The 11,977-nt window shown below is 71.2% G+C and carries 13 protein-coding genes and 3 tRNA genes; 7 read left to right on the top strand and 9 right to left on the bottom strand.

All coding sequences use genetic code 11. The annotated features are described in order from the left end of the window. Positions 1-25: 25 nt before the first annotated feature. The 4 genes from ACG04R_RS07050 to ACG04R_RS07035 form a co-directional block, all read right to left on the bottom strand. A tRNA-Glu gene (locus tag ACG04R_RS07050) sits at positions 26-100 on the bottom strand. Between the two features lie 11 nt (positions 101-111). Further along, positions 112-197, bottom strand: a tRNA-Cys gene (locus ACG04R_RS07045). 3 nt (positions 198-200) lie between these two features. After that, a tRNA-Arg gene (locus ACG04R_RS07040) sits at positions 201-277 on the bottom strand. A gap of 365 nt (positions 278-642) precedes the next feature. Beyond that, complete coding sequence (locus ACG04R_RS07035) at positions 643-822, bottom strand: hypothetical protein (protein WP_394407473.1); 180 nt, start codon at positions 820-822, stop codon at positions 643-645. A 170-nt stretch (positions 823-992) separates the two neighbouring features. Between ACG04R_RS07035 and ACG04R_RS07030 the strand changes: the two genes are divergently transcribed. After that, on the top strand, positions 993-1,364 hold the full coding sequence (locus ACG04R_RS07030) for a hypothetical protein (protein WP_394407471.1): 372 nt from the start codon (positions 993-995) through the stop codon (positions 1,362-1,364). A gap of 22 nt (positions 1,365-1,386) precedes the next feature. Here the strand turns inward: ACG04R_RS07030 and ACG04R_RS07025 are convergent, their stop codons facing one another. The 4 genes from ACG04R_RS07025 to ACG04R_RS07010 all read right to left on the bottom strand — a co-directional run bounded on the left by ACG04R_RS07025 (position 1,387) and on the right by ACG04R_RS07010 (position 6,636). After that, a complete protein-coding gene (locus tag ACG04R_RS07025; RefSeq protein WP_394407469.1) occupies positions 1,387-4,122 on the bottom strand; it encodes a M16 family metallopeptidase in 2,736 nt (911 codons plus the stop codon). A 56-nt stretch (positions 4,123-4,178) separates the two neighbouring features. Then, the gene (locus ACG04R_RS07020) at positions 4,179-5,399 is read right to left on the bottom strand and encodes a beta-ketoacyl-[acyl-carrier-protein] synthase family protein (protein ID WP_394407467.1); all 1,221 of its coding nucleotides are present in this window, start codon (positions 5,397-5,399) and stop codon (positions 4,179-4,181) included. A gap of 150 nt (positions 5,400-5,549) precedes the next feature. Next, positions 5,550-5,813, bottom strand: a complete 264-nt coding sequence (locus ACG04R_RS07015; protein ID WP_394407465.1) for an acyl carrier protein — start codon at positions 5,811-5,813, stop codon at positions 5,550-5,552. Further along, positions 5,797-6,636, bottom strand: coding sequence for an alpha/beta hydrolase (locus tag ACG04R_RS07010; RefSeq protein ID WP_394407464.1), 840 nt, complete (start codon positions 6,634-6,636; stop codon positions 5,797-5,799). Before ACG04R_RS07010 ends, ACG04R_RS07015 begins: the two co-directional genes overlap by 17 nt. 117 nt (positions 6,637-6,753) lie before the next feature. Here ACG04R_RS07010 and ACG04R_RS07005 point away from each other — a divergent pair, with 117 nt between their 5' ends. Next, on the top strand, positions 6,754-7,422 hold the full coding sequence (locus ACG04R_RS07005) for a response regulator (RefSeq protein WP_394407462.1): 669 nt from the start codon (positions 6,754-6,756) through the stop codon (positions 7,420-7,422). 192 nt (positions 7,423-7,614) lie between these two features. Next, positions 7,615-9,012, top strand: a complete 1,398-nt coding sequence (locus ACG04R_RS07000; protein ID WP_394407460.1) for a sensor histidine kinase — start codon at positions 7,615-7,617, stop codon at positions 9,010-9,012. Here the strand turns inward: ACG04R_RS07000 and ACG04R_RS06995 are convergent. Further along, the gene (locus ACG04R_RS06995; RefSeq protein ID WP_394407458.1) at positions 8,972-9,559 is read right to left on the bottom strand and encodes a 2OG-Fe(II) oxygenase family protein; all 588 of its coding nucleotides are present in this window, start codon (positions 9,557-9,559) and stop codon (positions 8,972-8,974) included. The two genes, ACG04R_RS07000 and ACG04R_RS06995, sit on opposite strands and share 41 nt — an antisense overlap. Before the next feature lie 199 nt (positions 9,560-9,758). Here ACG04R_RS06995 and ACG04R_RS06990 point away from each other — a divergent pair, with 199 nt between their 5' ends. From ACG04R_RS06990 to ACG04R_RS06975, 4 genes are read left to right on the top strand one after another with little or no spacing between them, the layout of a single operon-like run. Then, positions 9,759-10,241, top strand: a complete 483-nt coding sequence (locus ACG04R_RS06990; RefSeq protein WP_394407457.1) for a hypothetical protein — start codon at positions 9,759-9,761, stop codon at positions 10,239-10,241. A 13-nt stretch (positions 10,242-10,254) separates the two neighbouring features. Then, a complete protein-coding gene (locus tag ACG04R_RS06985; protein ID WP_394407455.1) occupies positions 10,255-10,968 on the top strand; it encodes a hypothetical protein in 714 nt (237 codons plus the stop codon). Positions 10,969-11,025: 57 nt separating this feature from the next. Beyond that, the gene (locus ACG04R_RS06980; protein WP_394407453.1) at positions 11,026-11,523 is read left to right on the top strand and encodes a GAF domain-containing protein; all 498 of its coding nucleotides are present in this window, start codon (positions 11,026-11,028) and stop codon (positions 11,521-11,523) included. After that, positions 11,520-11,930 carry a response regulator gene (locus tag ACG04R_RS06975; RefSeq protein ID WP_394407451.1) on the top strand — a complete coding sequence of 137 codons (411 nt, stop codon included), beginning with the start codon at positions 11,520-11,522 and terminating at the stop codon, positions 11,928-11,930. Before ACG04R_RS06980 ends, ACG04R_RS06975 begins: the two co-directional genes overlap by 4 nt. Positions 11,931-11,977: the final 47 nt, after the last annotated feature.

The raw sequence follows: 11,977 nt of genomic DNA, 5'->3' as shown, positions 1-11,977 counted from the left end.
GACGAGGAACTTCGGGTTGAAGGTCTGGTACCCCGTGCGGGAGTTGAACCCGCCTCTTCGGCTTGAAGGGCCGAGGACCTCACCGGAAGTCCAACGGGGCACGGTGATGAATGGAATCGACGCTCGGATTCAAACCGAGGAGGGCATGCGCCAGCGGCTTTGCAGGCCGCCGCCTTCGATCGCTTGGCTACGTCGACATGTGGTGCCTCGTGGACGACTCGAACGTCCAACCGCCGGCTTCGTAGACCGGTGCTCTACTCCATTGAGCTAACGAGACAAAAAGCTGCCATCTCGGCTGTGTCCACACGCGACGCGACCGGCCTGCGCAAGCCGGAGATGCGTCGCTGCACGCGACAGGCGGCCGCCCGAGCGCACATGCACACCGAACCGGCCGGTGCTTGTGCGTGGGCACACCCGAGATGGGGCAGGGCGGCCGGGGACGAACCCTCGGCGCCTGCCGGTTTTGAGCGCCGCGCCGATGTGGCCGGCGGGCGCTCGATGCGAGTTGTGAAAGAGCAGGCACTGCGCGAACGCAGCGGCGTCGGGGCAGCCCCGGCGCTGGGTGCGGTTGAACCGCGGAAAAGAAAAGGCCCGGTTCCTTGGCAGGAGACCGGGCCTCGAATGAGCGTGGAAGGGCGGCGTCTAGCCGGGGCCTTCACCCGATAGGTTGGTGTCATCACTCTCACGGCCGAAGTCGTGGGCATGGGCGACCGGGGCATACATGCCCGCCAGCTTCGATCCCTGAACTTTCATCAGCGGTGCGGCATCGCACCGGCTCAGGGAGCCGGTGAAGTCGATGACGGTGGCGAGATGGCGGTTCATGTCGGGGCGCGAAAGCGGTTCGGTCGTCGGTTGGGGTTGATCTGAAAAGCTTAAGGGCGTTGAGCGAATCCATGCATTGTGAAAAATGTTCACGCCGTGGTCAAGCGTGGCGCACCACCTAGAATGCGTGTGAAGTGTTTTAACAACACTGCTTCGCTTCATCCATCACCGTGTCCAGCCCCGCCACCATTCGCCGGCTCAACGCGCTCGCGTTGTTCCAGACCTTCGCCGAGGAGCGCATCACCGCCGGTGACCCGCCCAAGGGCCTGGAGGCCGCATGGGCCGCGCGCATCGGCGTGAGCGGGGCGACGTGGTCGATGGCCAAGAGCGGTGCGCGGCCCATCGGCGACAAGCTCGCGCGGCAGATCGAGCACCACTGCGACAAGCCTGCCGGCTGGATCGACGAGGAGCGCGAACCCGCCGGCCTCACGCCGGCCGAGCAGCAGTTCCTCGCGCAGGCGCTGAAGGTCTACCGCGGCACGAACAGCGATGGCCGCAAGAAGCTGCGCCAGTGGCTGAAGGAGTTCGGCAGCGCCGGCTGAGGCCGACGCTGCCGCTGCGGCCTCACTTCGGGGCCGGCGCCTTGTCGAAGTCGCCCGCCCACGACCAGTTGGCCTTGGTGGGGTCGATCCAGCGCTTGATGGCCGCGTTCACCTCCGCCAGCGTCAGCGCCTCGCCGCGTGCGTCCAGCTCGGCGTTCCACTTGAACTGGCGGCCGCGTTCGAGGTGGCCGGCGATGGCGGACGCCACCGAGCCGTCCTCGCTGCGCCAGGTGTCGCTCTGCGCCTTCATCGCGCGCTTGGCGGTGTCCAGCTCGGCCTGGGTGATGCCGTCGCGCACGAAGCGGGCCAGCTCCTCGTTCAGCGCGGCTTCGACGCGGGCGCGGGCCTCGGGCGCGAAGATGGCGTAGGCACCCAGCGTGGCGCTGGTGTCGAAGCTGGACACGCTCAGCCACGCGCCGGCGCCGTAGGACGCGCCTTCCTTCTGGCGCAGCCGCGTCATCAGCCGCGAGTCGAAGCCGCTGGCACCCAGCACGTGGGCGGCGATGCGCAGCGCGGCGTAGTCGGCGTTGTCGTCGTTCATCGGCAGCAGCAGGCTGCCGAGCACCGTCGCGTTGGCTTTGTCCTTGAGCTTCGCGTCGAGCTTGAGGCCTTGCACGGGCGGCAGCGGCAGCGGTATGCGCGCGTAGGCCTGCGGCGCGGTCCAGTCGCCGAACAGGCGCTCCAGCAGCGGCTTGACCTCGGCGGCGTCGAAGTCGCCCACCAGCACCAGTTCGCCGTGGCCGGCGCCCAGGAACTCGCGATGGAAGGTCTGCAGTTTTTCAGGCGTCATCGCCTTCAGCGCGGCGATGCCATCGTCGAAGCTGGCCACGAAGCGGGGGTCGTCTTTTGGATACTGGGCCGTGATGGCGCGCTGCAGGTCGTGCGACGCGACGGCCTGCGGCTGCTGGGCGGCTTCCTCGATGCCGGCGATCTGCTGGCGCGTCAGCTGCTCGACCTCCGCGGCCGGGAAGGTCGGCTCGCGCAGCACCTCGGCCAGCAGCGCCAGCGCCTCGGGCAGCTGCGCGCGGTGGCTGCTCAGCGTGACGTGCGTGCCGCTGACCGGGCCGCTCTGCGTGCGGACGCTGGTCTTGAGCTTGTCGAAGGCATCGGCGATCTGTGCGCGGCTGTGCGCTTTCGTGCCCAGGCCCAGCGCGTCGCCGATCAGGGCAGCCTCCGTGCGCCTGCCGCGCAGGCTCTCGGCCGAGCCGTAGTGCAGCTTCATCGCCAGCTCCACGGTCTCGCCGCGCGAGCGCTTGGGCAGGAGGGCGACCTTGAGGCCGTTCTTGAGCTGGAAGCGCTCGGTGCGGCGGTCGATGTTGGCGGGGCTGGTGTCGAAGACCTCGCCGGCAGCGACCGCGGCCTTGGGCACGTAGTCCTTCAGCGCATCGGCCGCGGCGACGGGCAGGGCCAGCGGCGTGCGCTCGGGCTTGTCGGTGGCGTAAAGGCGGCCCAGCGTGCGGTTGCTGGGGATCAGCCACTGGCGCAGCGTCGCGTTGACCTGATCCAGCGAGAGGGTCTCGATGCGGTTGCGCAGCTGGAACAGCAGCCGCCAGTCACCGGCCGCGATGGCCTCGGACAGCGTCACGCACAGCTGCTGCGGGTTGGACATCAGCTCGTCGAAGCTCTTGGCCGTCTGCACCTGGGCGCGCTGCAGTTCCTCGGCGGTGATGGGTTCCTTGGCAAGGCTCTCGACGGCGTCGACGAGCAGCGCCTGAGCGCGCTCGACGTCGTTGTCGGACTTCAGCACCAGGCCGAAGTTCAGCAGGCCCGGCTCGGCGTTGCGGCCTGCCCAGCCGAAGGCCTGGGCGGCCAGGCCCGGCTCGACGGCGCGCTTGTGCAGCCGGCCGGCGGGTGTGTCGGACAGTGCCGTCACGGCGACCTCGAAGGCGGCGAAGTCGGGGCTGGCCAGCGGCGGGATGTGATAACTCGCGAACACGCCCTGCATGCCGCTGGGCCGGCGCAGCGACACGAGGCGCTCGCCCTCCTGCACCGGCTCCACCGTGTACGTCGGCGACAGCGTGCGCGTCGGCTTTGGCAGCGCGCCGAACACGCGGGCGATCTCGGCCAGCGTGCCCTTGGGCTCGAAGGCGCCGGCGACGATCAGCGTCGCGTTGTCGGGCTGGTAGTGACGCTTGTAGAAGGCCTGCAGGCGCGGGATGTCGACGTGCTCGACGTCGGAGCGCGCGCCGATGGTGCTGCGGCCATAGGCGTGCCACTGGTAGGCGGCGGCCTGCGTGCGCTGGACGAGGATGCCCAACGCGTTGTTCTCGCCGGCCTCCATCTCGTTGCGCACGACGCTCATCTCGGTGTCGAGGTCGCTCTTCAGTACCTTGGCGCCGGTCATGCGGTCGGCTTCCATCGCCAGCGCCCAGCTCAGGTTGGCCGGGGTGGCGGTGAAGGTCTCGAAATAGTTGGTGCGGTCGGCGGTGGTCGAGCCGTTGAACTCCCAGCCGCGCTTGGACAGCTCGGTGCCGATGCTGGCGTGCTGGCGCGTCGTCTTGAAGACGAGGTGCTCCAGCAGGTGGGCCATGCCGGTCTCGCCGTTGCCCTCGTGGCGGCTGCCGACGCGGTAGGTCACGTTGACAGTGACGGTGGGCTTGGTTGCGTCGGGGATCAGCAGCACCTGCAGGCCGTTGGGCAGGCGGTACTCGCTGATGCCCTCGGCCTCGCGCACCGGTGTGGGCGGTGCCATCGGGGCGGCGGCCGCCAGCAGCGGCAGCAGGAGGGCGAGGGCGGCGTGGCGGGGCAGCAGGCGCATGGCGACGGGGAACAGTCCGGGGGCAGCCAGCATAGCCAGCCCCCGCCCCCCGTAACTCAAGTCAGCCTGGCGATCAGGGCAACGTTGCTGCCGCCGAAGGCGAACGAGTTGGACATGGCCGCGCGCAGCGTCGCCGCGCGGGCGCCGCCGGTGACGAGGTCGACCTGCTCGCTCAGGCTGCTGGCGCGCACGTGGGCGCTGGGCGGCAGATGCTGGCGGCGCAGCGCCTGCACGGTTGCCACCAGTTCCAGCGCGCCGCCGGCGCCGATCAGGTGGCCATGCAGCGCCTTGGTCGCCGACACCGGCACGGCGCCCGGGCCGAACACCGTCGCGACGGACTCGGCCTCGACCGCGTCGCCCACCTCGGTGGCCGTGCCGTGGGCGTTGACGTAGCCGATGTCCTGCGGTTGCAGGCCGGCGTCGCGCAGGGCGGCCTGCATCGCGCGGACCTGGCCGGCCACGTCGGGACGGGACAGGTGCACCGCATCGACGCTGTGCCCGTAGCCGGCCAGCGCGGCCAGCGGCGTGGCGCCGCGCGCGCGGGCGTGGGCCTCGGTCTCCAGCACCAGCGCCGCAGCGCCTTCGCCCAGCACCAGGCCCTTGCGGGCGTCGTCGAACGGGCGGCAGCTCTGCTCGGGCGCGTCGGCGTCCAGCGGCGCCATGACGCCCATGGCCTGCCAGCCCAGGGCGCTGCCGATGTGCAGCATGGATTCGGAGCCGCCCACCAGTGCGACGTCGGCGCGGCCGGTGCGCAGCAGCCACAGCGCCTCGCCGATGGCCTGGGCCGAGGACGCGCAGGCGTTGGACACGGCCAGTTGTGCGGCGCGCAACTGGTGACGCATGGCCAGGTGGGACGCGGCCGAGTTGGCCATCACGCGCACGACGGTGTACGGGTGGACGCGCGGCGGACGGGCCGTGAACATCTGGGTGTAGGACACCTCCATCGACGTCGAGCCGCCCAGACCCGTGCCCCAGGCGACGGCGGCGCGGTCCGGGTCCGGCGCGGTCGCCGGCAGGCCGGACTGGGCCCAGGCCTCGGCGGCGGCTTCCAGCGCCATCAGGCTGTGGCGGTCGTAGAGGTTGCGCTGGGCCGGCGGCATGCCCACGGCCAGCGGCACCGTCACGGCGGCGGCGGCGTAAGGCCTGAGCGCATGCTCCTCGCTGCCCGGCTGGGCGGTGATGCCCGAGCGGCCGGCCTGCAGCGCGTCGGCCAGCGTGTCGGCCCCGGCGCCGAGCGCGCTGATCGCGCCCAGGCCGGTGATCCAGATCGATGTCATTGGTCGTGACCCGTGGTGGGTATTGCGGGCCGAGCGCCGGGCCGCTCCCAAGCCGGCCCGCGCTGGCGATGTGCGGGCGGCTCGATGCCGCACGCATCGCCGTCCCCTCGGGGGGCCGGCCAAGGTAATCCTTGGACGAGGGGCATCAATTCAAGCGGCCGCGGCGGCCGGCTCAGCCTTGGCGGCCAGCAGCTCGTCCACCAGCGCGGCCAAGCCGGACAGCGTGGGGTTCTGCAGCGCGCGGTCATGCTCGATGCTGACGTGGAAGTGGTCCTCGACGGTGAACATGAAGTCCACCAGGCCCAGGGAGTCCATGCCCAGCTCGACGAAGGGGGTGTCGACCTGGTCGGTCAGCGCCTCGGCGCCGAGTTCGCGCTGGGCGATGGTGCAGAGTTGGTCAAGCGTGTTGCTCATGGAGGGCTCCGGAATTCGCGGGGGAAAGCAGCGCCAGCGGGTGGCTGCGCAGGAGGAAATCGCGCACGGTGCGGGCGACGGCGATGCGCTCATTGTCGAGCGTCAGCATGTGGTAACTGTCGTGGAACCAGTGCACCTCGGGCGTCTGGCCCAGGCGCTGCTGCAGTTCGTGCACGCTGCGCGGGCCGGAGACGTCGTCCTCGGTGGCGTGCAGCACGACGGCGGGCGCGTTCAGGCCGGCCAGGCGGCCGCGGACGTGGCGGATCAGCCGCGAGGCCTCGTACAGCGAAGCGGCCGACAGCCGCGCCGCGCCGACGGCGGACACCTTGTCGGACGCCATGGCCTGCTCCACCCAGGCGCGCAGGCGTTCGTTCTTCAGGCCGAACGGCGCCGTCTCCTTGAAGCTCATGCGGCGGCGGAAGATCGGCAGGTAGGCCAGCGGCAGCAGGCGGCGCCAGGGCGAGACGTTCCAGCCGTCGAAGTGCAGCGTCGTCGAGATCAGCACCAGCGCCTCGGCGCGCCGGCGCGCCGCCAGGGCCAGCGCCAGCACGGCGCCCATGCACAGCCCGCCGACGGCGACGCGGCCGTGCTTGGCTGCCAGGCGGTCGAACGCCGCCTCGGCCTCGGTCAGCCAGTGCTCGAACGGCGGCACGGGCAGCTGCTCGCCGGTCGCGCTGCTGACGCCGTAGCCGGCCATGGCCGGCGTCTCGACCACATAACCTGCTTCCCGCAGGGACTTTGCGACCGGGGCGAGCTCCATGGGGTTCGCGCACAGTCCATGAAATAACAACACCGCCGGGCGGCGTTCATCCAACTCTTGCATGGGCGGCAGTGTGCAGAATCGTGCCGTCATGCGCTTGACGCCATCCTGTCCCCTAGCTGGCGACTTGTGACAGCGAAATGTCAGCCGCGGGCATGCTCACACGCCATACTGCGAATCATGCGCATCCTGCTCGTCGAAGACGACGACCAACTCGTCGAAACCACCGCCCGCGCCCTGCGTTCCCAGGGCTGGGTCGTGGACTGCACCGCGCGTGGTGAACCCGTGCCGCGTTCGCTGCGCGAAGACGCCTACGACCTGCTCATCCTGGACATCGGCCTTGCCGGCATCGACGGCTTCGAGACGCTTCGCCGCGTGCGCGCCGACGGCCTGGCCGTGCCCACGCTGATCCTGACCGCCCGCGACGCCGTCGAGGACCGTGTGCGCGGCCTGGAGGGCGGAGCGGACGACTACCTCGTCAAGCCTTTCGCACTGACGGAACTGGTCGCCCGAGCCCGCGCCCTGGTGCGCCGCAGCCAGGCGCGCACCAGCAACCAGCTGCAGCTGGCCCGCCTGCGCATCGACCAGGAGGCACGCCGTGCCTACATCGAGGACGAGCCGTTGGCGCTGTCTGCCCGCGAGTGGGACGTGCTGGGCTTCCTGATGGCGCGCGCCGGCAAGGTCGTGCCCAAGGAGCACATCGCGCTGGCCAGCAACGCCTGGGACCAGGGCGTCAGCGACAACGCCATCGAGGTCTGCCTGTCGCGGCTGCGCGCCAAGATCGAGCCTGGCGGCGTGCAATTGCGCACCGTGCGCGGCCTCGGGTACCTGCTCGAAGAGATCGGTTGAGCGGTCCGTTGCGCTACGCGCCCCTCACAGGTTATGAAACCGGCGAGTTCCGGGCCGAGCGCTGGGCCGCTCCCGAGCCGGCCCGTCTGACGAAGCTTGCGGCTCAATGCCGCAGGCTTTGTCGTCCCCGCGGGGGACCGGTCAGACGCACCGCGTTCAGCGGTGTGCGGCTGAACGAGGGGCGCCACGTTCGTGGCTGAAGGCCCTCGCTCCAGCCTGCAGCGCCGCCTGTTCGGTTGGCTGCTGTTGCCGCTGCTGGTGGTGCTGCCGCTGCTGGGCATCGCACTGTACGAGCAGGTGCAGAAAAGCGCGCAGAGCTGGCTGGACGAGGGACTGGAGGACACCGCGCTGACGCTGGCCGGCCAGATCGACCTGCGCAGCGGCGAACCCCGCATCGACATCAGCGCGACGATGGACCGCGCGCTGCGCTTCGACCGCCAGGACGATGTCTTCTACCTCGTGCTCGCGCCGCGCGGCGAGGTGCTGCAGGGCGATGCCGGCCTGGCCGAAGTGCTGCCCCGGCCGCGGCCGCAGGTGGCTGGCAGCGCCCGCTACGGCGACGTGCGGCTGCGCGACCGCGAACTGCGCCTGGTGCAGCTGGGTCGTGACTGCGGTGAAGGCGGCGCCTGCCAGATCCTGGTGGCCGAGACGCTGCACAAGCGCGACGCACTGCAGCGCGAGATCACCACCTTTGTCGCGCTGAACGGCGTCACGCTGGCTGTGCTGCTGGCGCTGGCCAGCTGGTGGGCGGTGCGCCAGGGCCTGACGCCGCTGACCGGCCTCAGCGCCGAGCTGGAGCGCCGCGACCTGCACCGGCTGACGCCGCTGACGGCCCGCCTGCCCCGCGAGCTGGTGCCGCTGCAGTCGGCCTTCAACCGGCTGTTCGACCGCCTCAACCGCGCGGCCGAGACGCAGCGCGAGTTCCTGGCCGACGCCGCCCACCAGTTGCGCACGCCGCTGACCTCGCTGCAGACCGAGATCGAGCTGGCCATGCTGGAGCCGCACGACCAGCGCGTGGACCCGCTGCTGGAGCGGCTGCGCCAGCGCGTCGTGCGCAGCGCGCGACTGGCTCAGCAGCTGCTGTCGCTGGCGCGCGCCGAGGACCGCACCGTGGACGTGGACCAGCGCATCGACCTGCGCGACATCGCCATCGAGAGCGGCCAGGACTGGGCCCATCGCAGCCTGCCCAGCGACGTGGACCTGGGCTTCGAGCTGACCGAGGCGCCGGCGCGGGGGGATGCCTTCCTGCTGCGCGAGGCGCTGGAGAACCTCATCCACAACGCGGTCAGCTACGCCGGCGCCAGCGCGCGCATCACCGTGCGTTGCGGCAGCGGGCTGGAGGAGGGGGCCTGGCTGGAGGTCGAGGACAACGGCCCCGGTATTGCGCCGGCCGACCGGCCCGCGGCCATGCAGCGCTTCCGTCGCGGCGGCACGGCGGTGGGCACCGGCAGCGGACTGGGCCTGGCCATTGCAGCCGACATCGCGGCCCGCCACGGCGGCCGGCTGGACCTGCTGGACGCCCATGGCGGCCCGGGGCTGCGCGCGCGGATCAGCCTGCCGGCGGCGCCGGGTTCAGCGCCAGCTGCTTGAACAGGTTCATCGCGACGACGACGCGCCGCCCCGGCGTCGCCGGCACCTCGTGCATCGTCACGCCGGGGAACATCACCAGCGTCTGCGGCCTGGGCTGGTAGGCGCTGGTCTTGGAGAACACCAGCGGCGCACAGCCTGCTTCAGCCTCCAGGTAGACGACGCAGCTCAGGTCGGCCGGCCAGTGGTTGTGCGGCGCCGTGTAGTCGGCCTGCTCGTAGATGGCGCCCCAGCAGTGCGTGACGAGCAGGTCCAGCCCCAGCTTGTCCAGGTCGCCCGACCAGGCCTTCGGCGCGGCCGCCTTGGCGATCTCGACGACGCTGGCGCACAACGGCAGCAGCTTGGGCGAGAGCAGGTGGCTCTTCCACGGGCTCATGTAGGCCGCCTTCACGTTGGACTCGGGCGACTGCGGATGGCTCACGCGCAACTCGTCGATGGCCTCGCGCGCCAGCTGCAGCCGGTCGGCGATGGGGCCCAGCTCGGCAATGATGACGGGCAGCTCCGTCTGGATGCTGGCGCCGACGATGTGCACGGGGAAGGAGTCGCTCATGCGGGGCATTGTGGGCCTTGGCCGCGCAACGGCGGCGGCGTCAACCGGGAGGAAACCGTCCCTGTTTCCAGGGCCGCGTGCGTCATGCAGCCGACACCTCCCCGGGGCAGGCTGGCGGTCCCGTGGGGTGGTCGGGCAGTCCGCCGCTCCACCCGCCCCGGCGCCTGCCGGGTTCATCCGACCCAACCGAGGAATCGAATTGAAGCAAGCACTGATCGCGACGCTGCTCCTGGGCCTGGCCGCCGCCGCGTCGGCCACCGAGGCCGGCGACTGCGCCACCAACAAGGGCGCCTTCCTGACCGGCACGGTGACCGCGGCCCCGAAGTTCGCCGCCGCCACGTCCACCATCCAGGGCATCAAGCTGTCGCACACCAAGCTGAGCCTGGTGGCCGACCAGGACGGCAAGACCTACGAGGTCGCCATCGACAACGTCTTCGCCACGGACTACGTGAAGAACGCGAGCTCCATGCCGGCCTCGCTGGCCGCGATCAAGGTCAACGACAGGCTCGAAGTCTGCGGCGCCAAGTACACCAGCGGCGTCGGCATCCACTGGGTGCACACCAACTGCGGCGACACGCCCACGACCAGCGCGCCCAACGGCTGGCTCAAGAAGTTCTCGTCCGGCGGCAGCCTCGGCAGCAACGTCGAGCGCAGCCAGACCTACTGCTACCTGTGGAACTGAGGGCCACCGCGTGATGAAGGCGTGGCTGGGTGGGCTGGGGGCCGTGGGCCTCCTGGCCGCGCTCGGCCTCGTCGTCGTCGCCGTGCCTCCGGAGCCGCCGGTGACCGAGGCCGCCACCATGGCGCCGCGGCCGGCGGCGCTGGCGTTGCGGCTCCCGCCGGCGGCGCCCGTGCCGTCACGGCGGCGGCCAGATGCCGTGCCGGCGCCGCCACCCAGCGAGCTGGACCGTCTCGTCGCTGCGGCCCGCCAGGGCGACCGGCGTGCCGGCTACGAGGCCTACCGGCTGCTGTCGACCTGCGCGGAAGAAGCCTGCCCGGGCGTGCCGCTGTCGCTCGTCAGCGAGCGGTTGCGCTTCCTGGCCGATGCGGCCCGTGCCGGCGTCGCGGGCGCGCAGATCGACTTCTACCTGGAAGGCCCCGACGCGCAGCAGGCCGGCGAGGGCGATGCGCTGCTGGCCTGGCGCCAGCAGGCGCTGGACGGGCTCAAGGCCGCCGCCGCGCAGTGCGAGCCGTTCGCCATGGGCCAGCTCGCCACGCTGTTCGACGCCGGCGAGCTGACGCCGCGCGATGCCACCTCGGCCGTGGCCTATGCCGTCGCCGAAGGCCAGCTGCGCCGGCGCCCGGCCAGCGACGCGTCGCTGCGCGACCGCCTCGGCGAGCCCATCTCCGACGCCGTGCTGGCCGCCGCGCGCCAGCAGGGCCTGAACCTGGCCGCCCCATGCCTGTGACAAATCCGGCCGGCTGCCTACACTGGCGTGAGTCCGACGACAGCGCAGGGCCCCTCCATGCTGCCAGCCCCCATCCCCGCCGACGATGACGCGCGCCTGCAGGCGCTGCGCGAGTTGCTCATCCTCGACACGTCGCCCGAGGAGCGCTTCGACCGCATCGTCGAGTTCGCGGCCGCCGAGTTCGACGTGCCGATCGCGCTCGTGAGCCTCATCGACCGTGAGCGCCAGTGGTTCAAGGCCCGCGTCGGGCTGGACGTCTGCGAGACCTCGCGCGAGATCTCCTTCTGCGGTCACGCCATCCTGCAGCGCGAGCTGTTCGAGGTGCTGGACGCGGCACGCGACCCGCGCTTCGCGGACAACCCGCTCGTCGTCGGCGCGCCGTTCATCCGCGCCTACCTCGGCGCGCCGCTGGTGCTGCCGGGCGGTGCGGCGGTGGGCACACTGTGCCTCATCGACACCAAGCCACGTGCGTTCGATGCGATGGACTACCGCGTCCTCGGCACACTGCGCGACCTGGTGCTGGCCGAGCTGGTGGGGCAGGGGGTGGTGGAATGACCGCTCGCGTGACGCCCAGCGGTCGGTTGCTGCTCTTCGAGCCGCAATTCGTGCTGCGCCGCACGGTGTCGATGATGGCGCGGGAGATGGGGCTGGCGGACGTGCAGGAGGCCACCAGCGCCGCCCTGGCCGAGAAGCTGCTGCACGAGCGCCGCTTCAACGCCATGCTTATCTCCCTGGATGAGGACGGCGCGGCGCTGGAGCTGGTGCGGCAGGTGCGCGCGGGGCAGTCCACCCAGCCCGTCGACCTGCCGATCGCCGCGACAGCCTCGGTCTGCGACGTCGAGCTGGCGCTGCGGGTCAAGCAGCTGGACATCTGCCGCCTGCTGCTCAAGCCCTTCAAGGTGCGCGGCATGCTGGAAGTGATCTCGGCACTCGGTGCGCCGGAGCCGCTGGCCGGGCGCTGAATTGCGCGGCCCCAAGGCTGCTTTTCGTCGCCATGCCGGCGACGCCC

The organism is Pelomonas candidula, from assembly GCF_043555985.1.
GTDB lineage: Bacteria > Pseudomonadota > Gammaproteobacteria > Burkholderiales > Burkholderiaceae_C > Pelomonas > Pelomonas candidula.
Note: the sequence above shows the minus strand (reverse complement) of the source record. Positions and strands in the feature narration are given on the sequence as shown.